This is a genomic window from Aeromonas sp. R2-2 (genome assembly GCF_040908355.1).
GTDB lineage: Bacteria > Pseudomonadota > Gammaproteobacteria > Enterobacterales > Aeromonadaceae > Aeromonas > Aeromonas veronii.
Map to the genome: position 1 here is coordinate 28,131 of NZ_JBFODQ010000057.1, position 23,595 is coordinate 51,725.

The window sequence follows — 23,595 nt, forward strand, 5'->3', positions numbered from 1 at the left end:
ATTAGAATCCCAAGCTAGACAGCAGATCGTCCACATCATCCTGACCATTGACCACATCGGCACGAGCCTCAGGGTTCATGATAGGGCCCTCTGCTTCAATCCCGTTGACAGGAATACTACGAGTTGAATGCTCAGCAGAAGCCTCACCAAACATGGTCAGCATTTCTATTAATTTTGTTTCAACTTCCTGAACAAGCTTGATGACCTTCCGGATCATCTGACCTGTCAAATCCTGAAAATCTTGTGCCATCAGGATTTCTGTCAGCAGTTGCCGTAATTTATCGGCATCAGACTCTGAAGCCTTAATAAAATCATCAAGTTGGTGACATAAGGATTTGAACTGTCCCACGCTCATGTCACGAGACATGAGGGCATTCCAGTTCGGCATCACCAGCTGGATATTGTCATTCAGGCGATCCGCTATCGGCAAACTGGCTTCCACCGCATCCATTGTGCGATTGGCCGCTTTGTCGGTCATATCGATAACGTAGCTCAAACGTTCCCGAGCATCTGGAATGTCATGAGTAGCCAAATCAGGAATACGGGGATCGAGGCGAAATTCTTGAAGTGAATCATGCAGTTGTCGGGTCAGCTGACCTACTTTTTCAAACAGATCGGCTGCGTTGGGGGCACATACTTCGGCAAGCAGTTCATCGGCCAGCTCAAATTTGCCTTGCTCCAGATGAGCAACAAGCATCCTTGCCTGGTCGAGCGAAATCATTGCTCTCGTTTTGGCCATCATCCCAGCAGCTCCTTAGCCAATTCGTTCGAAGATTTTATCGAGTTTTTCTTTGAGCGTTGCTGCTGTGAAGGGCTTGACGATGTAACCGTTAACACCAGCTTGGGCGGCTTCAATGATCTGCTCACGCTTTGCTTCAGCGGTTACCATCAGTACCGGCAGATGCTTGAGCTTCTCATCGACACGGATGGCTTTAAGCAGGTCAATACCTTGCATGCCAGGCATGTTCCAGTCGGTAACTACAAACTGAAAATCACCATTTTTCAGCATCGGCAGCGCTGTATTGCCGTCATCCGCCTCATGGGTATTGTTGAATCCCAAGTCGCGCAGCAAGTTCTTGATAATCCGGCGCATCGTTGAAAAATCGTCAACAATGAGGATTTTCATGTTCTTGTCCAAAATTCCCTCCTAAATAGCCACCAGAGTGGCTCACTTACATGATGCTAAAAACGGGTTGTGTCGTGCGGATTATGCCTTAGAGTTTCATCTCAGTGTAGCCAGTACAAACACTTATAGATGCCAATCTCTCAAACGAGCACGCAATCTGTGCATTGCCTGACTGTGGATCTGGCTCACACGCGACTCGCTGACATTCAAAACTTCGCCAATTTCACGCAAATTCAGCTCTTCATCGTAGTAAAGAGAGAGAACCAAAGCTTCCCTCTCTGGTAGACGACCAATTTGCTCGGATAATTGAATCTGAAATCGCTCGGCAGCCAATTCATCGAATCCCGAGCCTGAAGGAGCATCATCGGGGTTACCGATCACATCCTCGCTGACACCCAAATCTTCGATGCCGATAATTTTGCCGCAGGAGACATCTTGCAGCATCGCATGGTAATCAGCGATGGAGACCCCCATCTCGGCAGCGACCTCGGTATCTCGCGCGTCACGCCCGTGCGTCTGCTCGACATTCTCGATCGCTTCTGCAATAGCCCGACTGTTGCGATGCACAGAGCGGGGTACCCAGTCACCACGCCGGATCTCATCCAGCATGGCGCCTCGGATGCGGATCCCGGCATACGTCTCGAAGCTGGCCCCCTTGCTACCGTCAAAATTGCGGGAGGCTTCAAGCAGCCCAATCATACCTGCCTGGATCAGGTCATCCAGCAAGACACTGCTGGGCAGGCGAGCCAACAAATGCTGGGCAATTCGCTTGACCAGGGGAGCATGACGCTCCACCAGCACATAGGAATCCTGATGACGCAAGTACGCTTGGGCTTTATTCACGGGAACCTTCCTGTGTTGTGGCCGGTTTCTGCAACAAATTTTCCAGGAAAAACTCCAGATGGCCGCCCGGCTGGTTGGGAACCGGCCAGCTCGCCGCCTTGTTGGCAAGGGCCCGGAACGCCAGTGCGGCCGGTGACTTGGGAAACGCCTCGACAATCAGCTTCTGCTTGCGCACGGCGGCACGCAGATTGGTGTCATAGGGTACACAGGCGACCAGCTCCAGGGAGGTGTCGAGGAAACGATCCGTGACCCGGGTCAGTTTGGCAAAGAGCTCCTGCCCTTCGCGCAGACTGCGCACCATATTGGCCACCACCTTGAAACGAAACACGCCGTGATCCTTGGAGAGGATCTTGATGAGGGCGTAGGCATCGGTGATGGAGGTCGGCTCATCACAGACCACCACCATGATGTCCTGAGCTGCTCGGGTGAAGCTCAGCACCATGTCGGAGATCCCCGCAGCCGTATCCACCAGCAGGATGTCGACCTGGGTCTTCATCTCGCTGAAGGCACGGATAAGCTCGGCATGCTGCACCGGAGAAAGCTCGACCATGGACTGGGTGCCCGAGGTCGCAGGCACGATCATCATGCCGTAGGGGCCTTCGACGATGATATCGTCGATGGTGCACTCACCCGCCAGCACGTGAGAGAGGTTGCGATGAACCCGCAGCCCCAGCATGACGTCGACGTTGGCCAGACCCAGGTCGGCATCCAGCACCATCACCCGCTTGCCTTGGGCGGCCATGGCTCCGGCCACGTTCAGGGTCACGTTGGTCTTGCCCACGCCACCTTTACCACCGGAAACGGCGATTACTTTTACTCGATTGTTTTGACGCATTTTGCGCAGACCACTCGCCTGATCCATATACATGTTACTCATAAAACTCCGAATCTTCGGCCTCGCCAAAGCCTGCGCCCCAGAAATAGGGCTCCTCTGTTTCTCGCTCCAGCGAGCCCATGGCAGCCCCGACGAGCTGCGCCGCATTGGCAACCTGAATATCTTCCGGAACCCTTTGTCCGTCAGTGATATAGCTGATGGGTAATGAATTCTGGATACACACGTTAATCACTTCGCCCAGATTCAGACTTTCATCCAATTTGGTAAGTATGCAGCCGCTTAATGGAATACGCCGGAAATGGTCAACCGCCTCCTGCATCACCCGACGCTGGGAAGTTGCCGACATCACCAGATAACTGCGGATCCGCACCTTGGCATTCTTGACCAGGGTATCGAGCTGCTCGGTCAGGCGGATATCCCGCTGACCCACCCCGGCCGTATCGATCAGTACCAGCCGACGATGGCGGAACTGATAAAGAGCATTGGCCAACTCTTCGGCATCACGTACCTGCCGCACCGGACACCCCATGATGCGGCCATAGGTCTGCAGCTGTTCATGGGCACCAATCCGGTAGTTGTCGGTGGTGATCAGCGCCACCTGCTCGGCGCCATACTTCATGGCGAAACGGGCCGCCAGCTTGGCGATGGTGGTGGTTTTGCCCACCCCGGTCGGACCAAGCAGCGCCACCGCGCCGCCCTGACGCATGATCTCGTCCTCACTGATCTTGAGCTGGGCCGTCAGCACCTCGGCCAACTGGGCCATCGCCTGATGGATGGACATATCTTCGGGGATCAGTCCCGCAAGTTGATCGGCAAACGCATCGTCAAAGCCGAGCTTCTTGAGCTCCTTGATCAGCAGGGCCCGCATCGGTTCGCGGCGCTCCACCTCTTGCCACATCAGCCCGGAGATCTGGTGCTCCAGCAATTTACGGATGCTGGCCATCTCCTTGCGCATCCCCTCCATCTCCTGATCCCGCTGGGCAGGTTGAGGGGGGCGCTGGCCGGACGCAACCCGAGCCTTGGGTTTGGCAGGTTCCGGAGCGGCGCCCCACTGCCCCTGCTCGGCCAATGTTCTGGGCGCAGCATTGGCAGCGGCCAGACCGGCCGATTGGGTATTACCCAGTGTCGCCCCATTGCCCGGCTTGAGCTTCTGCTGGCGCGCCAGCAAGGCGGCCAGGGTATCGGCATAATGTTCGTTCTGCTCCTTCGCCGGCGACGGCTCGGGGCGGATCATCTGCCGTGCAGCAGACGAAATATTGACGCTCTCATCGTTCAGCTGACGACGAACCGGCGCATCTTTGGGCCCCGGGACCTGGGATTGATAATCGACTGCGGCGACTATCTCTACCCCTCCGGTGACCTTCTTGTTGGACATGATGACGGCATCCGGCCCGAGAGTCTCCTTGACCTCGGCCAGAGCCGTTCGCATATCCTTGGCAAAAAACCGCTTAATCTTCACCCGTCGTCTCCGCTAACTAGTTCTGCCCTACCGCACTGACGATGCGGATCTGCTTGTCGTCGGGCACTTCCTGATAAGACAGAACGCGCAATCCAGGAATGGCATTCTTGACAAATTTCGCCAGGGTATTGCGCAAGATCCCCGATGTCAGAAGCACGGCCGGTTGGCCTTCCAATTCTTGTCGTTGAGTGGCTTCCACCAGTGAACGCTGCATCCGCTCTGCCAGACCCGGTTCAATACCGGCACCATCACCGCCACCAGCCTGCAGGGATTGATGCAATATACGTTCCAATTCCGGCGCCAAGGTAATCACCGGCAGCTCGGGATCGGGGCCTGCAATCTCCTGCACAATCAGGCGACGCAGGGCAATCCGGCAAGCGGCCGTGAGCACTTCCGGATCCGGACTGCGCGGTGCGTATTCAACCAGGGTCTGCAGGATAGTGCGCATATCGCGGATTGGCACGCCTTCATTGAGCAAATTCTGCAATACCTTCACAAGGTTACCCATGCTGATCACTTCCGGCACCAGCCCTTCGACCAGCTTGCTCTGATGTTTGCCAATCATGTCGAGCAGCTGTTGTACCTCGTCATGACCCAGCAGCAAAGCCGCATGGTTGGTCAGGATCTGGCTCAGATGGGTAGCCACCACGGTCGCGGTATCCACCACCGTATACCCCAGTGTCTGTGCCTGAGAGACCATCTCCTTGGCAACCCAGACCGCTTCCAGTCCGAAGGCGGGATCCCGGGTGGCTATCCCCTGGATCTGGCCGAACACCTGCCCCGGATTGATGGCCATCTCCTTATCATGGTAGACATTGGCCTCGCCGGTACTGACCCCCATCAAGGTGATGCGGTATTGGTTTGGCGCCAGATCCAGGTTGTCGCGAATGTGGACGGCCGGGACCAGAAAGCCCAGCTCTTGCGAGAGTTTCTTGCGCACCCCTTTGATCCGGTTGAGCAGTTCGCCACCCTGATTGCGATCCACCAGCGGGATCAGCTGATAACCCACTTCAAGCCCGATGATGTCCACCGGCATCACATCATCCCAGCTCAGCTCTTTCTGCTCATGAGGTTGTTCGGCAGTGGCAGGCAGCAGCTCGCCCTTGGCTGCTTTGGCGGCCGCCAGTTTCTCGCGGCGCAGCAACCACCAGGCGCCAGCGGCGGCAAGAGCCCCCAGACTCAGGAAGGCGAAATGCGGCATCCCCGGCACCAGCCCCATCATCAGCAGAATCCCGGCCGAGATGATCAGGGCTTTGGGATTGTCAAACAGCTGGCCTAGTACTGCGGTACCCATGTCCTGATCGGTATTCTGACGGGTCACTATGATGGCGGCAGCGATGGAGAGCAGCAGGGAGGGGATCTGCGCCACCAGACCGTCACCGATGGCCAACAGGGTATAGATCTCGGCCGATTCGCTGAAGGTCAGCTGGTGCTGCATCATCCCGATGATGAAGCCGCCGATGATGTTGATAAAGAGGATCATGATGCCCGCAATGGCATCCCCTTTGACAAACTTGGAGGCACCATCCATGGAGCCGTAGAAGTCAGCTTCCTGGGTTACATCCTGACGACGCTTCTTCGCCTCTTCCTGATTGATGAGACCGGCGTTCAAATCGGCATCGATGGCCATCTGTTTGCCCGGCATCGCATCAAGGGTAAAACGGGCACTTACTTCCGCGATCCGCCCGGCACCCTTGGTAATTACCACAAAGTTGATGATCATCAGGATGGTGAAAACGATGATGCCGACCGCATAGTTGCCGCCGATCACCACGTTACCGAACGCCTCGATCACATGGCCGGCCGCCGCACTGCCATTATGACCTTCCAGCAACACCACCCGGGTCGAGGCGACGTTCAACGCCAACCGCAGCAAGGTAGCGAGCAGCAGTACGGTCGGGAAGGCAGCAAATTCGAGGGGGCGGCGAGTATAGACGGATACCAGCAGCACCACGATGGAGAGGGCAATGTTAAAGGAGAAGAGCACATCCAGCATCAGCGGCGGGATGGGTAACACTACCATGCCGAGCGCGGCCAATACCAGCAGAGGGGTGCCAAGGCCTTTGCCCAAAACTCCCCGGTACTCTTTGAACTGGCCCAATACTGCCTTGAATTCCATCGCGCTTCTCAATTTCAACCTGCTGGTGCCAGATTAAAGCAAACATCAGGCCAACAATACAAGACATTGAAATGCAATGGATTTATTTTGACTACGTCAGAACTTTGTCATTTGCGATATTCGGTCGGAATGGGGAGATCTTTAGCCAGTGGCTGGGGACGGCGCCCCTGACCACGACGGAATTTCTTGAGCTGGAAGACATAGGCGAGCACCTGGGCAACCGCCGCAAACAGCCCTTCCGGGATCTCGTGGCCCAGCTCGGTTGAGTGGTAAATAGCCCGGGTCAAAGCCGGTGACGGCATGATGGGGATCTCGTACTCTCTGGCGATCTCCCTGATCTTCATTGCAATTTCATCTGTGCCCTTGGCCACGACCTTGGGCGCGGCACCGGGTTTGCCCGCATCATACTTGAGCGCTACCGAGTAGTGGGTCGGGTTGGTGATCACCACATCGGCCTTGGGTACATCCCCCATCATCCGGCGCATCGCCATCTGCATCTGCAACTGACGGATCTTGCCCTTTACCTCGGGCTTGCCTTCGCTGTCCTTGAACTCGTCCTTGACCTCCTGCTTGGTCATCTTGAGCTGACGCATGTGGTTCCACTGCTGGAACGGCACGTCGATGGCAACGATGGGAAGCAGGGCGCAGCAGAGGATGATCAACATCCAGAGAAACAACTCCAGCGCATCGATAATACCGCCGGGGAAACCCTCCATAGAGAGGTTAAGCAGGTGATTGAACTGGCTGGATAGCATCCACCAGGCAAACAGGGTGATGAACACCACCTTGGCGATGGATTTGACCAGCTCGATCAGCGACTGCACCCCGAACATGCGCTTGAGGCCGCTGAGTGGACTCAGCTTGCTCATCTTGGGCATCATGGCTTCAGTGGAGAAGTTCATCCCCCCCATCAGGGTGTTGCCGATAAAAGCGGCAATCGCCACCAGTGCAAACAAGAGTCCCAGCGGAAGCACCAGTTCCCCCAGCAGCGCCGGCACCATAGCGATCATGGCATTGGGATCGAACGCCTGCTCCCGGTCCAGGGTAAAGCCCATGGTGACAACCTTGACCATGGCGGTCGCCAGCGAGCCCTTGAGCATCAACAGGCCAAAGACCGCCGAGAGCAGAACGCTGGCGGTCCCCAGCTCTTTTGAACGTGCAATCTGCCCTTTTTCACGGGCCTGTTGCAGTCGTTTGCCCGTGGGTTGTTCGGTACGTTCCTGGTCGGTATCAGCCATGAGCGCCCCCGAAGCACTGGGTGTTGATCAGCTCGCAGCTGACCTCCTGCACCCGCTCCCACATGATGTCGAAGTGACCGAGGAACCCGCCGATAGTGAGCCAGAGGATCAGCAGACCCGACATCATGCTGACCGCAAAACCGATACTGAAAATGTTGAGCTGCGGCGCCGCCCGGGTCATGACGCCAAAGGCGAAGTTGATTAAGAGCAAGGCGACGATGGCAGAAAGGGCCATCACCAGTGAGGCCTGATACATCACTCCGAGAAAACCGATCAGGGTACGGATGGCCGGTAAAGTGAGTCCAGCGTCCGACACCGGCAAGGTTTCAAAGCTGAGGATCACCAGCCGCAGCATCACCAGATGGCCATCCAGCGCCAGAAACACCAGGGTCGCCAGCATCAGATAGAATTGACCCACCACGGGGGCCGACTGGCCATTCATCGGATCCACCAAGGTGGCAAAGCCGAGGCTGGTTTGCATGGCGATGACCTGACCGGCCATCACGAAGCTCTCCATCAGAAACTGGGTCATCAGACCAAGGGCAATACCGATCAGCAACTGCTGGCCCAATACCAGAAAACTGCCAGCAGAGAAGAGCTCGATAGGGGGCATTTTCGGAAGCAACGGGGCTATCAGAAAGGTGATGGCCAAAGCCAGCCCCATCCGTACCCGCGCAGGAGCAAGGCGGCTGCCAAACACCGCCATCACCATCAGCAGACTGCTCACCCGCGCCAGCGGCCAGAGGATGGAAGACAACCACTCCATGATCAGAGCGGTTGTGTAGGTCATCCCACCACCTCGGGGATTTGGTTCACCATCAGCACGAAGAAGTCCATCAGACTCTGCAAGCCCCAGTGAGCGCCAGCCCCCAGCGCAAACAGTGTTACGATGAGACGAGGCAGAAAGCTCAGGGTCTGTTCGTTGATGGAGGTGGCCGCCTGAAAAATGGCTACCACCAGGCCGATAGCGAGACTGGGCAGGATCACGGCGCTGACCATGATATTGACTAGCCAGAGCGCCTCGCGAAAGACGTCGATAAAGGTTTCAGGACTCATGTTCGGGCTCCTTGCGCTCGACCGGCTAACCGGCACCCAGTCCGAAACTGTTGGCCAGCGACCCCAGAATGAGATTCCAGCCATCCACCATCACGAACAGCATCAACTTGAAGGGCAGCGAGACGATCATCGGCGAGAGCATCATCATCCCCATCGCCATCAGAATACTGGCCACCACCAGATCGATGACCAGGAACGGTAAGAACAGCATAAAACCAATCTGGAAGGCGGTTTTCAGCTCGCTGGTGACAAACGCCGGGATCAGCACTCGTAGCGGCACATCGGCAGGTTTCTCCACCTGCACGTTGGCGATCTCCATAAAGGTGTTGAGATCCTTGATGCGGGTCTGGGCCAGCATGAACTGATGGATGGGCAACTCGGCCCGCTCCAGCGCATCCTTTGCCTGAATGGTCTCGGCCAGATAGGGCTGCAACGCCTCATCATTGATGCGATCCAGCACCGGCGACATGATGAAGAACGACATGAACAGGGCGATGCCGATCAACACCTGGTTGGAGGGACTCTGTTGCAGACCGATCGCCTGACGCAAGATGCCCAGCACAATGATAATACGGGTAAACGAGGTCATCATGATCACCATGGCCGGCAAGAAGGAGAGCGCGGTCATCAGCGCCAGCACTTGCAGGGTCAGGCTGTACTCCTGAGAGCCATCCCCCATGGTCTTGACGGTCACCGCCGACATGGCGTCCTGTGCCAGCGCTGGCCAGGAGCAAAACAGTGGTATCAGCAGGCTGACCAGCAGCCCCGTTTTCAGCCATAAGCCGTTAGCTTTTTTCATGCTTGCCCATCAATTTGCCAAGCTGCTGGGAAAACGCCTGTGGCTGGTTTTCATCCAGCGGCTCCTCCAGTCGGTAGAGAAAGTTGACCTGCTGCGGTGTTACGCCGACCAGCAACTGCTGCTCGCCCACCTTGACCACCAGCAGCTTCTCTTTGTAACCCACCGGCAACGAGGCGATGACCCTCATCTGGCCGCCCCCCATGGTGGTCGCCAGCTTGCTCTTCTTGAGCAGAAAGCCCAGCACCAGAATGAGGCCGATCACCATCAGACTGGAGAGCAACCAGGAGCTCAGACTAGGCACGTTGGCAGATGCCGCTGTCTCGGCAAAGGCCGGAACAGGCAGCAATAACAACAGGAGGCGCATCATTTGAGCTTCTTGATCCGTTCTATCTGGCTGATGACGTCGGTCAGGCGAATACCGAACTTGTCGTTCACCACCACCACCTCGCCGTGAGCGATCAGGGTGCCGTTGACCAATACGTCCAGCGGCTCGCCGGCAACCCGATCCAGCTCCACCACCGAGCCCTGGTTCAGCTGCAACAGGTTGCGGATGCTGATCTGGCTGCGGCCCACCTCCATGGCGATAGTGACCGGAATATCGAGAATGGTGTCGAGCTTGCGACGCTCCTCGGCACTGATAGGGGCATCATCTTTCAACTCTTCCAGCGGGGCTGGCTTGGCTTCCGCCGTCACCTGCTCCTCCAGAGCCGCAGCCCAGGCATCAGCCATCAGATCCTCTTCCTCAGTTCCGCTCATCTTGTTTCCTTATGCTACTTCGTGACCGTTTACCGTAATAAACCGTCAATTATCGCTGTTGATCTTCGATACTGCGCTCGAGCTCTTCCAGCTCGGCCTCGCCATCAATTCGTACCCCGCCCCGGGTCACCAGATGCATCTCCGTCTTGACCCCTTCAGGACGTTTGAGCTTATCGGTGATCTTGAGCGCCACATTATCCTTGGTGCGGCCCATCTTGGCGTGGAAAGTGGGCAAGTCCTCGACAAAAACCAGCAGATTTTCCGGCATATCGACCGGAATGATATCGCCGGGTCGCAGCTCCATCAGCTCACGCAAAGTGAGTTCGGTCTCCAGCAGCTTGGCCCGCAGCTCCACCTTGACGTCCATGATCTCGTCACGCAGCGCCTTGCTCCAGCGTACGTCGGTATCCCCCTTGTCACTCTGCACACCGGCGTCCAGCAGCTCGCGGATCGGTTCCAGCATGGAATAAGGCATCGCCACGTGGAAGTCGCCGCCGCCACCATCGAGCTCGATGTGGAACGAGCTGACCACGATCACTTCGGTCGGGCTGACGATGTTGGCCATCGCCGGGTTCACTTCGGAGTCGAGATACTCGAACCCCACGTCCATCACCGGCGCCCAGGCATCCTTGTAATCCTCAAACACCAGTTTGAGCAGCATCTGGATGATCCGCCGCTCGGTCGGCGTGAACTCGCGCCCCTCAATTTTGGCGTGATAGCGACCGTCGCCACCGAAGAAGTTCTCCACCAGGATGAAGACCAGTCGAGCCTCCATGGTGATGAGCGCCGTCCCCTTGAGCGGGCGGAAGCGCACCATGTTGAGACTGGTCGGCACAAACAGGGTATGAACATACTCGCCAAACTTGAGCATCTGCACGCCGTTGATCGAGACCTCGGCGGTACGACGCATCATGTTGAACAGACTGATCCGCATATGGCGGGCGAAACGCTCATTCACCAGCTCCAGCGTCGGCATGCGACCACGGACGATGCGGTCCTGGGAGGAGAAGTCAAACTGGGCTACGCCGGGGTCTCCAGCGCCGCCTATCTCTTCCTCTTCGACATCATCGACACCGTGCAAGAGGGCATCAATTTCGTCCTGACTTAACAGATCGCTCACGCTTCACCTACTGCATTACAAAGCCGGTAAACAGCACTTGTTCGATAACGGGGGAAGAGACCAGGTCCTTGAGCACCCGACGGCACTCTTCCAGTGAATCCTTGCGCAGCTTCTCCTTGCCTTCAAAGGTCATCAGCTGTTCGGCACTGGCTGCGCTGAATACCCGCAGCAAGGTGCCTTCAATCAGGGGGATATTCTGTTTGGCCAGCGTCTCGTCGGCGGTACCGCGCACCATCAGCTGGATCTTGATCTGCACCAGTCGATCTCGCTGGGCACCTGCGACGTTGAAGACAAAGGGGCGCGGCATACCGACATAGAGGGAAGGTTTAGGCGCTTCCTCCTTGGGTGCGGCCTCGGCACCTTCCGCCACTTCAGCAGGCGGTTTATCGGAGCCGGAGAGCATCAGGAAGGCGCCAACACCACCACCGCCCAGCAAAATTACCGCCAGGGCAATGATAATGATCAGCTTCTTTTTCTTGCCCGCAGCCGGGTCTTTTAGCGTCAACTCGTTATCGTCAGCCATCCCTTGTCCACCCTAGTCTCAAACCTGTTCGATATCATAAACTTACTCGGGATTGCATCAAGCATAGAAATCAATTCCGGAACCGTTTGTCGATTCCACCAGCAAACTGGGGTTGGATGTGGTGAGTTCCCCTTCAACCAGCCCGTTACCGGACCGCGGCTGACCACTACTCTGCCCCTGCTGCCCCTGCCCGTTAAAGGTGGGCTGGCCCTGTTGCTGCGACTGCTGCTGCACCTGCGTCTGGCCAAGCTGGATCCCCTGCCCTGCCAGCATGTCACGCAGCCGGGGCATCGCCTGCTCCAGCATCTCGCGGGTCTGTCCATGTTGTACCACAAAATGAACGTTGGCCTGGCTGTCGGCTCCCATCTGGATCTGGATCTTCATCTTGCCAAGGCCGAGGGGGTCGAGCTGAATTTCCGCCTGTTGCAGTTTTTCGGCCAGCATCACATTGACCTTCTGGTGCAATTCGGCAGGCGCTTCCTGACTGGCCAGTTTCAAATGGGGTAAATTCTGCGGCTCACGGCGCAACGTCGTCTCAGCGGCGGGCGCCCGGCTATCGGCCACCTGTGGCTGAGTCTGGTTGTTCTGGCCATGCTGAACGGTCTGGCTCGGGCTGCTCTCGCCGCTCGATGTCGTCGCAACCAGGCTCTTCTCCGCCTCACCGGCCTTCGGTTTTACCTCAAGCGAAACCGCTTTGCGCACCTCGTCGGTGCCGGTCACTTCCATCTGCTTGATGCCGGCTGAAATAGTCGACAGCGGCGCTTGCGGCCCCTGAGATTCAGCCTGTGCCAACACCTGCTGCGGCGCCACCATCACGGGGGCGGCAGCACTATCGGTCTGAGCCGTCGCATTTGTCGTTACGCTGCTCTGGGCTGCGGCACTTTCTGCGGCACTCTGCGCCGTCCTCACGGGCGCCGAACCTTGATTGGCGGCGGTGGCTTGCTGCTGGCTACCCTCGGCGGCCCCCTTTTCTGCCCCCTTGCCAGCTACCCCACTTCCATCCGCAGTTGCTGAGGTGGTTGCAGCGCCAGCTTCAGGCTGCTTGAGCCCCTCACTGAAGGCCTTGAGCGCAGCCCCCTGAGTCGCGGCTTGCGTCGCCTGCCCCTTGTTAGTCAAAGCATTGCTGGCGGCGGGATCGGATTTGCTGTCGCCAGCCTCTTTTGCAGCGAGAGACTCAGCGGATTTGGCGGTGCTTGCCGACTCATCGACCGGCAGCACCTTGGCCAGCTGGGCCATCCGCTCGGCCCCCGTGAGGGGCTTGGTCTGCTTGCCATCTGCTCCGAGGGTTTCGCCCTTGGCAGAGGCTTTCTTCCCGGCCTGCCCATCCGCAGTAGTAGCGGCATCTTCACTTTCAGAGGAGAGAACGGCAGCAGAGGCATCGCCCTGCGTCACCACTCGCGCCGCAGAGGACGATACCGTGGTATCAAGAGTCGAGTTGGCGGTCTGCGCTCCGGTCTGACCGGCAAGCTGGCTGGCAATCCTGGCAGCGGCTGGGGTCTGCTCGCTTTCATCAAGCCCAATCCCCTCCTGCTCACCCTCTTGCGGCAACGGATTGCCGTCTACCACAGTCGCGCTCTGTTGGGCTGCCACCGCCAGCTGGGGTGTCACTAGCGAGGTATCGAGCTTGAGGGAGTCTTGCAGGCGCAGCAGAAAGTCGGTGGCAGGGACCTCCTCCACCTTGTTGTCGGCGTCAGGATCCTGCTCCTTGCCGGTCTCCTCTTTGGGAGAGGCGCTCTCGGTCGCCAAAGATTTGGCTGATCGGACATGGTTACCGCCCTGAGTGGCCTCGGCGGCGCCCTGTTCGCTGTTCCGGGCCTTGGCAATCAGGGTGGCGAAATCCCCCTTGCTGTCGCTGCCGGTTCCCCCATCGATACTTTTGCTCTCGACGGAACCGCTCAGAGGCGCTTTGTCCAACCCGTTGGCCGCAGCCGAAGGCGTTTGTGTCAACAGTGTCTGCATCATGATGGGATCCCTGAATTCTGGTGGCCCCCAAAGAGATGGCCGCCGACAATGTCCAGATCAAAGCAAGTTACAGGCCAGATTGATGAAAGCGTCGCAACATGGCGTACTCATCCAGCATCTTCTGCTCCTGACGCTGGGCTTTCTGCTGCTCGCGGCTCGCCTGCTTCTCCAGCAACAGCTCTACCGCCTTGCGCCGCTGCTGTGCAGCCAGCCACTCTTCACGGCGCTGTTCCAGCGCCTGACGCACCTGCAACACCCCTTCGTACTGCTGGGTCGCTGCCTGTTCGAGCTTGTTGATAAAGGCGTGATACTGGGTATTTTGTTGAGGCGAAATCCCCTGCAGGCCGCGATCGGTCCACTGCTGGTGATAGATCTGGCGGTACTGATTGAGGGCATTTTGCTGATCCATGAACAGCTTGAGATCCTGCTGCGCCTTCACCAGCGCCAGCGCACACTGCTGCTCCGCCTCCACCAGCCGATCGGCCAACAATACCAACCCTTTACTCATCGTCGACCTCTCTGTTACCGACCATCATCAGCGCATCAATGGCATCGCCACCATCTGCAAGGCTTGCAGGCCATCATCGTAGTGAATGACCTCACGCATCCCCTGCTGCAAGAACTGATCCAGATAGGGTTTTTGAATGATGGCGCGGTCAATGCGCGGATCGGAACCCTGACTGTAGGCGCCGATGGTGATGAGATCCCGGTTCTGCTGATAGAGGGAGTAGAACTGCTTGAGGGTGCGCGCCAGATCCATATGTTCCGGCGAGGTCACCATGGGCATAACCCGACTGATGGACTTCTCGATGTCGATAGCCGGATAGTGGCCCGCATCGGCCAGCTCGCGCGACAGCACTATGTGGCCATCGAGGATCGCCCGCGCCGCATCGGCAATGGGATCTTGCAGGTCATCCCCCTCGGTCAGGACGGTGAAGAAGGCGGTGATGGAGCCCTGGCCGTCACTGCCGTTGCCCGCCCGCTCCACCAGCGCCGGTAATTTGGCAAATACCGACGGTGGATAACCCTTGGTTGCAGGCGGCTCGCCCACCGCCAGCGCGATCTCACGCTGGGCCTGGGCATAACGGGTGAGGGAGTCCATCAAGAGCAACACATTAAGCCCCTGATCGCGGAAATATTCTGCAATGGCCAGCGCCGTTTCACACCCCTTGAGCCGCATCAGCGGCGAGGCGTCGGCGGGAGCCGCCACCACCACGGAGCGGGCTCGCCCCTCCTCTCCCAGAATGTCTTCGATAAACTCTTTTACTTCCCGACCCCGTTCACCGATGAGGCCGACCACTACCACATCCGCCACCGAGCCGCGGGTCATCATGCCCAGCAGCACCGATTTACCGACACCGGAACCGGCAAACAGCCCCATCCGCTGGCCCTGACCGACCGTCAGCACGGCGTTGATGGCGCGCACCCCCACGTCCATCGGCTGATGGATCGGACGGCGAGAGAGCGGGTTGATGCGGTGCTGGGCAAACTGCACGGTCTGGGAGGAGAGAATGGGGCCCAGCCCATCGAGTGGCTGGCCGATGCCGTCGATGACTCGACCAAGCAGGTTCATCCCAACCGGAATGCCGTGCTCTTCGGTGATGGGCACCACCCGGGCACCGGGGATCACCCCCTTGAGCTGCTCGCTCGGCATCAGATAGAGGCGATCGCCAGAAAAACCGACCACTTCAGCCTCCAGCGTCCCATCAAGGGTATCGATGCGGCAGAGGGCACCGATGGCGGCGCGGCAGCCGATGGCTTCGAGGGTCAGCCCCACCACCCGGGTCAATTTACCGGCGACCGGCGGTTTGGGGGCGCTGTCGCGTACCTTGTACCCTTGCAACCGGTTCAGTAGCGTGCCGCTCATCTGGCCTCCTGAGAGCTAAAAAGTGCAGCCGGACGGCAACGTCCGGCATCGGTTATGGGCGTGAGTCCGGCGAAGCCGGTTTCTGGGACGCGTTGTCCCGCAAGAAGTTGCGCAGCAGCTGATCGATGCGCCCGGAGAGGGTCAAATCGATGCTGGAGAGCTCGGTCGCCAGTTGCAGATCGCCGGGGGATAGGGTGGGATCGCTCTGCAATCGCCAGTGGCGCTTGGCGCACTCGTCGGCGCCAAATGCCTGTTCGATTCGCGCGATATCGTCGGGATGCAACATCAGAGTCACCCCCTGTTCGGCGGCAGGCAGCAAGGCCAGCCCCTCTTTAAGCGCCTCCAGCAGAATGCGGGGGGAGGTCTCCGCTTCGTGACGAATAAGCGCGCGGGCCAGTTGCATCACCAGCGAGACCAGCTGCTGCTCCACCGCCTGATCCAGCTCGTTAAGCGGATTGGCAAGGCGGGCGGCTAGCCCCTGCCAGTGGGCGATCTCCTGCTCCACCAGCTCGCGGCCCATGGCCAGCCCCTCCTCGCGCCCCTGTTCGAGACCAGCGGAATGACCCTGTTGCAATCCTTCCAGCTTGCCCTCTTCCATACCCTTGGCATAACCGGACTCGCGCCCCTCGGCCATCCCCTCTTCCCAGGCGGCCTGACGGATCGCTTCAAGCTCTTCGGCAGTGATGCTGGGGGCCGGCTCCTGTTCGGGCTCCGGCTCCACCACCTCCTCTTCCTGCTGATACCAGTCAGGGGACAGGCCAAGAGCATTGGTAGGCGCTCCCGCCTCTACCTCGACCTCCATCTCGGGCCAGCCCCAAGTCTCAACCCGGGCATCATCGCCCTCGGGGCGCACATAACCACGCAGTTTGTTATTCATGTTTTGCGCGGCTCCTCACCACTGCCTGATGCGGGCTTGGCATCGCAATTCGGTTTATGGGCCATGGCTTAGAGGAACTCCTCGCCGCCACCGGCACCCAGCATGATTTCGCCGGCATCCGCCAGACGACGGGCGATGGAGAGGATCTCTTTCTGGGCCGCTTCCACTTCGGAGACCCGGATCGGCCCCATGGCCTCCAGATCGTCCGCCAGCATTTCGGCCGCCCGTTTGGACATGTTCTTGAAGATCTTCTCGCGCATCTGATCGTCGGAGCCCTTGAGGGCGCGTTGCAGCAGATCCCCCGGCACTTCCCGCAGCATGGTCTGGATGCCGCGATCGTCCACATCGATGAGGTTTTCGAACACGAACATCAAATCCTGGATCTGCTGGCTCATCTCTTCGTCCGACTCGCGGATGGAGTCCATCAACTGGCCTTCGATATTGGTATCCAGATAGTTCATGATGTTGGCGGCTGCCTTCAGGCCGCCCATCTTGGCTGCCTGGGCACCGGCCGCACCGGCAAACTGTTTCTCCATGATGTCGTTCAACTCTTGCAGTGCCGCCGGTTGTACCTCTTCGAGGTTGGCGATACGCATCACCAGATCGAGACGCACCTGCTCCGGGAACTGGCTCAGGATCTCGGCGGATTGCTCCGGCTCCAGATAGGAGAGCACGATAGTCTGGATCTGCGGGTGTTCGTTCTGGATGATGCTGGCCACCTGACGGGCATCCATCCACTTGAGCGAATCGAGGCCACGGGCGCCGGAACCGAGAATGATCTGGTCCACCAGATTGCTCGCCTTGTCCTCGCCAAGGGCCGCCACCAACGCCTTGCGCACGAAGTCTTCGCTGCCGATACCAATGTTGGTGTACTTCTGGATATCGTCGATGAATTGACGGTGCACCGCCGCCACCCGATCGTGACTGAAGTCAGACATGGAGGCCATCGACATACCGAGCCGCTGCACCTGCTTGGGCTCGAGATGACGGAAGATCTGGGCTGCATCCTCTTCATTGAGGCTCAGCATCAGCACCGCAGCCATCTCCATCCCCGACATCTGGTCGAGGATCTGGCGCTGACTGTCGGTGATGTCATTGCCGGTGACTTGACTCTTCTTTTCTTCAGGCATCTTTGTTCGTTACCCATTCTTTAATGACCTGAGCGGCCAGATCCGGCTCGTTCGCAACCAGCGCACGTACCGCCTTGAGCAAGTCTTCGTCACGGTGCAGATCCGGCAGTTTCAGCTGGCCATCACGGACACCAAATACCTGATCGTTCTCGACTTGTGCTGACAGCAGACTCAACTCGTCGTCGCCACCCAGTACGGTGTGGTTGTCGAAATCCACTTCCCCTTCCGGTTTGGCATCCGGATAGAGCAGTCGCTTGAGCATGGGGCGAACCACGGTGACGATCAAGACGATGATCACCAGTACCGAGGCGGCAATCCGCACCGCACGCCAGAACCAGGGCTGATCGTAGAGCGGCACCTCGGCCACGGTATCCAGCTCTGGGCGATTGAACGGAATCGCGACCACCTCAAGGGTATCACCACGGGTCACATCAAAGCCAAGGCCACCGCTCAGCAAACGGCGCAATGTATCGAGTTCTGCCTGGGTGCGCGCCTCACGGGTCACAGCCCCGTCGGCACCGGGTACCGCTTTGTAATCCACGGCAACCGAGACGGTCATGCGGCGAATGCCTCCCATCTGGCGACGGGTATGGCTGACGGTGGTATCCAGTTCGAAGTTGCGGGTCGCCTCTTTGCGGGAGCGGCCCGAAGCGGCAGCGCTGGCACCATCACCACCGGTCGCCTCCTCGGGAATATTGGAGGCGGCAGGGGGCTGGTTGGAGAGTGCACCAGGCACACCACCATTGCTGCCGCTGGCGCTGTTCTCTTCCATGGTCATCTCGGAGCGCACTGCAGGCAAGTCAGGGTTGTAAGTCTTGCGAGTCTGCTCCTGCTGGGAGAAGTCGAGGGAGAGATCCACTTCCGCCGTATAGTTGTCGGCCCCCAGCACCGGGATCAGGATGGCGTCAATTTTTTGTTTGTACTCCAGCTCCTGTTTCTGCTGCATGGCAAACTCTTTGCGAGTCTGGGCCGAGATCGGGTCTTGCGAGCCGGAGTTGAGCAGGCGGCCATTCTGGTCGGTGACGGTCACCCGGGTCGGCTCAAGGCCATGTACGGCGGACGCTACCATATCGACGATGGAGTCCACCTCCCCCTGCCCCAGCGCCGCCCCTTTCAGGTTGAGCACCACGGTGGCACTGGGTTTGCGTTCGTTGCGGGCAAACACGTTGTCTTTCGGAATAGCCAGCAGCACCTGGGCCTTGGCCACATTCTGGAACTGCTCGATGGCGCTCGCCAGCTGGCGCTCGCGGCTCAGCTTCAGACGTTCACTCTCCATCCGCTGGCTGACGCCGAAACTGGAATCTTTCAGCAGGATATCTTCACCACCGATGTTGCTATCGGTGGCATTGGCAAGACCGGCACGGGTCAGGGCCAACTGGATAGTGGGGTAACTTTCGGCGTTGACCAGCACGCTCTTGCCATCTACCTCGTAGGGGATCTTCTGCTGATCGAGGAAATCGAGAGTCTTCACCAGCTCCTGGGTGGTGTAGGTGCCGAGGGGACGCATATCCGGCTCCTTGCCCCACAGCAGGATAAACACCGCAATGGCCAGACAGATGGCAAGCCCCAGGATCAGGGTGATTTGCCGCAGCACATCGGTGTTGGACAGGAAGCCCAGCGCCGAACTCTTCTGCTCATTTTCATCGAGGGCGGCGGTGCCCTCATCGTTTATCAGCAGATCGCCGTTTTGGTCAGTAGCCACGATTTATGTCCTTATTGCTGACATGTTCATGATGTTCAGTCGTCATGGTTTATTGGCGTCGCTTATACCGGCATGTTCATGATGGTCTTGTAGGCATCGACCATCTTGTTGCGCACCTGTACCGTGGCTTCAAAGGCGATAGACGATTTTTGGCCCGCGATCATCACCTCGGCCAGATCCACCGACTTGTCGCCCATATCGAAACGGGTACGCAGGTCATTGGCGGCCCCTTGCAGCTCGTTGACGTTGCCAAGCGCCTGTTGCAGCAGCTGACCAAAGTCGGAGGTTACCTGACGACCGGGTTGTGCCAGCGGCGTTGCGCCTGCTTCGATCTTGAGCGCCTGCATCTCTTGCATCAGGCTGCTTGCACTAATTTCCATTTTCCATCCCCAGACAAATCATTGACGCTGGCATGCAACAAGCAATTAGAGTGCCAATGCGTTAAAAACGCGATGCGGATGAGTGGCCAGACCAGGCCGGACGGGTTCGACAACGGCAGGTGGCTCTGATTAAATCCGACTCTGACGCCCACTTTTGCTGGCTGGCAAGGAGTCCGCTCTGGATTATCGCAAACCCGTGTTCAAGGCGATGGACTACATCAGCCACCATCTGGATGACAATCCGGGCCTGGATGAGGTCGCAGCAGCGGCAGCCATCTCCACCTTCCACTTCCACCGTATTTTCAAGACGATGGTCGGCGAGACCATTGCCGGATTTACCCGGCGCCTGCGTATGGAGCGCGCAGCCCGTCGCTTGCTCGCCTCCCCCCAAAGCGACATCACCACCCTCGCACTGGCCGCCGGGTTCTCCAGCTCCCAGAATTTCGCCAAGGCCTTTCGCCTGCACTTCGCCATGAGCCCTTCGGAATACCGCCAGCAGCAGGGGGGAAACTGGAAAAGCAAGATTGGAAACGATCCCCTTCCCTTTGACACCTATGATGGCCTGGTCATGCACCCGGTCACCGAACACCCGGGTCTGTTGCAGGGGGCTAGCGTCAGGCAGATGCCCGCCCGGCGCGTGGCGTACATGCGCCGCCTGGGCCCCTATGGCAAAGAGACCTGCGAGCAAGCTCATCGGGATTTGCTCGCGCTGTTTGCCTCAGACGAGGCGATGACACCGGCGGGTACCCTGAGTCTCTATTGGGATATCCCCGATATCACCGATGAGACCCGTTGCCGTACTGACGTCTGCATCGAGCTGGGGCCAGAGATCCCCGCTGGGCGCCAGTTAACCACCCAGACCATCGCCGCGGGCCCCTATGCGGTTTGTCAGTTTATCGCTCGCGGCGATCAACTGGTTGCCTGCTGGGAAACGGCGTTTCGCTGGGTAGTGGGCCAAGGGCTGAACTGCGACGATCGCCCGTGTTACGAGCAATACCACGCAGGCACGGACCCCGACCGGGATCATTACGTGTTTGATATCTGTATCCCGCTGATCAACCGATAAGCCGATACCTCATTTCCATTTACCCACTTCGGTGCCTTCGGTCACCGAAGCGACGGAGTCATGCTCATGAATATCAAAACGCTGTTTCTCGCCAGCCTGCTGGTAACGCTCCCCGCTGCCGCCAATGCCCAGTCACAGAGCCAGACTCTGATCTTTGGCGGCACCATCTACAGTGGTGATCCGGCGAACCCTCACCCGGAAGCGGTCGGCATTGAAGGTAAAAAGATAGTGGCAGTCGGCAGCTATCAGGAGGTCAGCGCCCGCCTCGGCAACCATGCCAAGCGTCTTGATCTGAAAGGAAAGTACCTGATGCCAGGGCTCATCGACAGCCATGTTCATGCGGCATTTGCCGGTTTTCAGGGGATGACGGTTAACTTTCCTGATGCCATGAGTGAGGTTGAGCAGGTGCAGCAATTTCTGACCCGCAGCAAGGATGACCCCCGCCTGACACTGGGCGATGTAGAGCTATACAGCAATGTCTCCCTCGACTACTGGCATCAGCTTCCCCTGCTCGATCAGGTGTTCAATGGCCCGCAATACCGGCAGATCCCGGTAGTGCTTGCCGGTTCGGATGCCCACACCGGTTGGGCCAATCAGGCCATGCTGCGCAAGGCTGGCATTGATGCCGACACCCTTGACGGTCGTTATGCTCCGCTGAAAGGCAATTTTGGCCTCACCCCATCCGGCAAGCTCAATGGCTTTGCCTCAGAAGGCGGCTGGGATACCATCATCAAGGCCCTGCCCCCCGTCAGCGACGAGACGATTGCCAGTGCCATCATGACCGCCGCCAAACAACTCAATCAGGTGGGCATTACCGCCTGGATGGACCCTATCAGCAACATTCGCCCCCTCGCCCCCATCTTCAACGCCGAGCCGGATCGCCGCAATACCGGCCTGCTGCCGGCGTACAGCATGCTCTCCCGGGAAGGCAAGCTGACCGGACATGTGTCCGCACTGGCACTGGTGGGGATACATGCATCACCCGCCATCATTGATGACGTATTGGCGCTGCAACAGCAGTTTCAAGATGCCCCGGACGTTAAACTGGTGGGGATCAAGATCCTGCAAGATGGTGTCATCGAGTATCCATCCCAGACCGCCAAGTTGAGCGAGCCCTACCTCAACCGTCCCGGTTACAGCGGCAAGGACGATCTGGACAAGCAGCGTTTCAACGAGCTGATCCGCACCGCGGATGCCCATCAACTTATCGCTCACTTTCATGCCATCGGCGATCGGGCCGTCCGTGAATCCCTCGATGCCATCGCCTATGCCCGGGCCCACAATCGGGATCACCGCCTGCTGCACAGCATCACCCATCTGGAGGTGGTGAGCCCGGCCAGTATTGCCCGCTTCAAACCGCTCAATGTGGCTGCATCGATGCAACTGTTGTGGGCCGGGAAAAACGTGGCGACCACCCTGTTGCTTGAGGGAAAAGTGCCCCCGGCACTGCTAGCCCGCCTCTATCCGGCAGGCAGCTTGCTGCAAAGCGGCGCCATTATCGCCGGTGCCAGTGACTGGCCGGTCTCCAGCCCCAACCCTTTCCTCGCCATGTATACCGCGATCACCCGTCAAGGGGAGCTTGGCTTGCTGCCCCCCGCCAGCGAGCAGATCAGCCGTCAGGCCATCTTGCAGGCCTATACCCTCAACGCCGCCAAGGTAATTGGACGGGAGAAAGAGATTGGCTCCATCAGCGCGGGCAAGAGTGCTGACCTGATCTTGCTGGATCGCAATCTGGAACAGGTAGCAAGCGAAGAGCTCAAGGAGACCAAGGTGCTCTGGACCATGTTCAAGGGCAAGCAGGTCTATTCGGCCCACTGACACCGAGAGAACAAACAGGCCCGCATTGCGGGCCTGTTGGCAAGATCACGACAAGCGTATGGCGTGCAGTGAGCAACCGATAACGGCGGGATTAGCGGCTCGTTTCAGTCAAGTCCTTGTCAATCCAGTACTTGGAGCCGGAGATATTGGCATCGAGCAGCAAGCCCTTCTCGCCAATCTGGTAGATGGCCATGCCGCCGTTGTATTTGGCGGTCAGTTCGGCGCTCTCCTTGCCGGCCACCACACCCACTTCGGAGGTAGCTTCCCACCCCTGGGTCACGAAGGCATCGAATCTGACCTTGTCTTCAAACAGGATCACCTGCTGATAGAACTTGCCACCAATCCCAGCCGCCAGACCTGCGCCAAACATCTTCATATAGGTGTGCTTGCCGGTTTTGCGATTGACCGCCACCCCGGCCCCCTGATTGGTATGCAGCATCAGGGAGAACTTGCGCGAATCGAACACTGCATAGCCATAAGCCTTGTCAAACAACAACTTGACTGATGGCTGCTCGTTGAACAACCGGATCAGCGCAGTGTCGGCCATGGTATTGAGCGCGATCCTCGCCTCTTTCGCCGTCTTGGGGTTGAGCATCTCGTTGAGCTCCTTGTCGGCCGCCTTCAGCCACTCCTTGCCGGTCGCGATGCTCTTGTCGGTCCAGACCCCGGCGGTATTGAAGGCATCCTCTCCCCAGGCCGAGATGGAGGCCCAGCTCTTCTTGGAGAAATCACTGACATCCTGCCACACCTCCTTGCTGGTCTCGCTCACTGCCGCACCCAGATCGGACGCTGCGGCCTTGAGCTTGGCCCAGTCGGCATAACAGGGTGAGAAGGCCAGACTCAGTGACAAGGCCAGCAACCAGTTACGCTTGTTCATTTTTTCACTCCCGTATTGTCGAGTGTCTGGGTTACCTGGGGC

General features: G+C 58.4%; 24 protein-coding genes. 2 read left to right on the forward strand and 22 right to left on the reverse strand.

The annotated features are described in order from the left end of the window. Position 1: 1 nt before the first annotated feature. The 21 genes from AB5Z09_RS10270 to fliE all read right to left on the reverse strand — a co-directional run bounded on the left by AB5Z09_RS10270 (position 2) and on the right by fliE (position 19,792). Positions 2–742 (reverse strand): protein phosphatase CheZ, encoded by a 741-nt coding sequence (locus AB5Z09_RS10270; RefSeq protein ID WP_005334707.1) that lies wholly within the window; start codon positions 740–742, stop codon positions 2–4. A 12-nt stretch (positions 743–754) separates the two neighbouring features. Beyond that, complete coding sequence (gene cheY / locus AB5Z09_RS10275) at positions 755–1,138, reverse strand: chemotaxis response regulator CheY (RefSeq protein WP_013723552.1); 384 nt, start codon at positions 1,136–1,138, stop codon at positions 755–757. 111 nt (positions 1,139–1,249) lie between these two features. Further along, positions 1,250–1,969: an RNA polymerase sigma factor FliA gene (locus tag AB5Z09_RS10280; protein WP_019444723.1), complete on the reverse strand. Its 720-nt coding sequence runs from the start codon at positions 1,967–1,969 to the stop codon at positions 1,250–1,252. Next, positions 1,962–2,837: a MinD/ParA family protein gene (locus AB5Z09_RS10285; RefSeq protein ID WP_013723550.1), complete on the reverse strand. Its 876-nt coding sequence runs from the start codon at positions 2,835–2,837 to the stop codon at positions 1,962–1,964. Before AB5Z09_RS10285 ends, AB5Z09_RS10280 begins: the two co-directional genes overlap by 8 nt. A 1-nt stretch (position 2,838) precedes the next feature. Then, positions 2,839–4,263 carry a flagellar biosynthesis protein FlhF gene (gene flhF / locus AB5Z09_RS10290; RefSeq protein WP_064339694.1) on the reverse strand — a complete coding sequence of 475 codons (1,425 nt, stop codon included), beginning with the start codon at positions 4,261–4,263 and terminating at the stop codon, positions 2,839–2,841. A gap of 16 nt (positions 4,264–4,279) precedes the next feature. Then, entirely contained in the window at positions 4,280–6,382 is a 2,103-nt protein-coding gene (gene flhA, locus AB5Z09_RS10295) for a flagellar biosynthesis protein FlhA (RefSeq protein ID WP_005353675.1), read from the reverse strand. A 107-nt stretch (positions 6,383–6,489) separates the two neighbouring features. Further along, positions 6,490–7,620 (reverse strand): flagellar biosynthesis protein FlhB, encoded by a 1,131-nt coding sequence (gene flhB, locus AB5Z09_RS10300; protein WP_019444721.1) that lies wholly within the window; start codon positions 7,618–7,620, stop codon positions 6,490–6,492. Continuing rightward, the gene (gene fliR, locus AB5Z09_RS10305) at positions 7,613–8,410 is read right to left on the reverse strand and encodes a flagellar biosynthetic protein FliR (RefSeq protein ID WP_019444720.1); all 798 of its coding nucleotides are present in this window, start codon (positions 8,408–8,410) and stop codon (positions 7,613–7,615) included. The genes flhB and fliR overlap by 8 nt, the downstream gene beginning before the upstream one ends. Then, positions 8,407–8,676, reverse strand: a complete 270-nt coding sequence (fliQ, locus tag AB5Z09_RS10310; protein ID WP_368195240.1) for a flagellar biosynthesis protein FliQ — start codon at positions 8,674–8,676, stop codon at positions 8,407–8,409. The genes fliR and fliQ overlap by 4 nt, the downstream gene beginning before the upstream one ends. Positions 8,677–8,701: 25 nt before the next feature. Beyond that, a complete protein-coding gene (fliP, locus tag AB5Z09_RS10315) occupies positions 8,702–9,475 on the reverse strand; it encodes a flagellar type III secretion system pore protein FliP (protein WP_075114865.1) in 774 nt (257 codons plus the stop codon). After that, positions 9,462–9,842 carry a flagellar biosynthetic protein FliO gene (gene fliO / locus AB5Z09_RS10320; RefSeq protein WP_075114864.1) on the reverse strand — a complete coding sequence of 127 codons (381 nt, stop codon included), beginning with the start codon at positions 9,840–9,842 and terminating at the stop codon, positions 9,462–9,464. Before fliO ends, fliP begins: the two co-directional genes overlap by 14 nt. Next, positions 9,839–10,231, reverse strand: a complete 393-nt coding sequence (fliN, locus tag AB5Z09_RS10325) for a flagellar motor switch protein FliN (RefSeq protein WP_005298791.1) — start codon at positions 10,229–10,231, stop codon at positions 9,839–9,841. The genes fliO and fliN overlap by 4 nt, the downstream gene beginning before the upstream one ends. 49 nt (positions 10,232–10,280) lie before the next feature. Further along, positions 10,281–11,351, reverse strand: coding sequence for a flagellar motor switch protein FliM (gene fliM / locus AB5Z09_RS10330; protein ID WP_005334736.1), 1,071 nt, complete (start codon positions 11,349–11,351; stop codon positions 10,281–10,283). A gap of 7 nt (positions 11,352–11,358) precedes the next feature. Then, positions 11,359–11,874 (reverse strand): flagellar basal body-associated protein FliL, encoded by a 516-nt coding sequence (fliL, locus tag AB5Z09_RS10335; RefSeq protein WP_368195241.1) that lies wholly within the window; start codon positions 11,872–11,874, stop codon positions 11,359–11,361. Between the two features lie 57 nt (positions 11,875–11,931). Further along, on the reverse strand, positions 11,932–13,836 hold the full coding sequence (locus tag AB5Z09_RS10340) for a flagellar hook-length control protein FliK (protein WP_368195243.1): 1,905 nt from the start codon (positions 13,834–13,836) through the stop codon (positions 11,932–11,934). 67 nt (positions 13,837–13,903) lie between these two features. Continuing rightward, positions 13,904–14,344 carry a flagellar export protein FliJ gene (gene fliJ / locus AB5Z09_RS10345; protein WP_005334746.1) on the reverse strand — a complete coding sequence of 147 codons (441 nt, stop codon included), beginning with the start codon at positions 14,342–14,344 and terminating at the stop codon, positions 13,904–13,906. 27 nt (positions 14,345–14,371) lie between these two features. Continuing rightward, the gene (fliI, locus tag AB5Z09_RS10350) at positions 14,372–15,703 is read right to left on the reverse strand and encodes a flagellar protein export ATPase FliI (RefSeq protein ID WP_368195244.1); all 1,332 of its coding nucleotides are present in this window, start codon (positions 15,701–15,703) and stop codon (positions 14,372–14,374) included. Positions 15,704–15,755: 52 nt separating this feature from the next. Next, entirely contained in the window at positions 15,756–16,580 is an 825-nt protein-coding gene (fliH, locus tag AB5Z09_RS10355) for a flagellar assembly protein FliH (protein WP_368195246.1), read from the reverse strand. A 68-nt stretch (positions 16,581–16,648) separates the two neighbouring features. After that, positions 16,649–17,710, reverse strand: a complete 1,062-nt coding sequence (gene fliG, locus AB5Z09_RS10360) for a flagellar motor switch protein FliG (protein ID WP_005334749.1) — start codon at positions 17,708–17,710, stop codon at positions 16,649–16,651. Continuing rightward, complete coding sequence (fliF, locus tag AB5Z09_RS10365) at positions 17,703–19,412, reverse strand: flagellar basal-body MS-ring/collar protein FliF (RefSeq protein ID WP_005334750.1); 1,710 nt, start codon at positions 19,410–19,412, stop codon at positions 17,703–17,705. Before fliF ends, fliG begins: the two co-directional genes overlap by 8 nt. A gap of 62 nt (positions 19,413–19,474) precedes the next feature. Next, positions 19,475–19,792: a flagellar hook-basal body complex protein FliE gene (gene fliE / locus AB5Z09_RS10370; RefSeq protein WP_005362062.1), complete on the reverse strand. Its 318-nt coding sequence runs from the start codon at positions 19,790–19,792 to the stop codon at positions 19,475–19,477. A gap of 154 nt (positions 19,793–19,946) precedes the next feature. Here fliE and AB5Z09_RS10375 point away from each other — a divergent pair, with 154 nt between their 5' ends. Both AB5Z09_RS10375 and AB5Z09_RS10380 read left to right on the forward strand, forming a co-directional pair. Next, positions 19,947–20,858 carry a GyrI-like domain-containing protein gene (locus AB5Z09_RS10375; RefSeq protein ID WP_192848968.1) on the forward strand — a complete coding sequence of 304 codons (912 nt, stop codon included), beginning with the start codon at positions 19,947–19,949 and terminating at the stop codon, positions 20,856–20,858. Positions 20,859–20,924: 66 nt separating this feature from the next. After that, positions 20,925–22,676 carry an amidohydrolase gene (locus AB5Z09_RS10380; RefSeq protein ID WP_368195248.1) on the forward strand — a complete coding sequence of 584 codons (1,752 nt, stop codon included), beginning with the start codon at positions 20,925–20,927 and terminating at the stop codon, positions 22,674–22,676. 91 nt (positions 22,677–22,767) lie between these two features. Here AB5Z09_RS10380 and AB5Z09_RS10385 read toward each other — a convergent pair whose 3' ends face one another. Then, positions 22,768–23,553, reverse strand: a complete 786-nt coding sequence (locus tag AB5Z09_RS10385) for a hypothetical protein (RefSeq protein ID WP_368195249.1) — start codon at positions 23,551–23,553, stop codon at positions 22,768–22,770. Positions 23,554–23,595 lie beyond the last annotated feature (42 nt).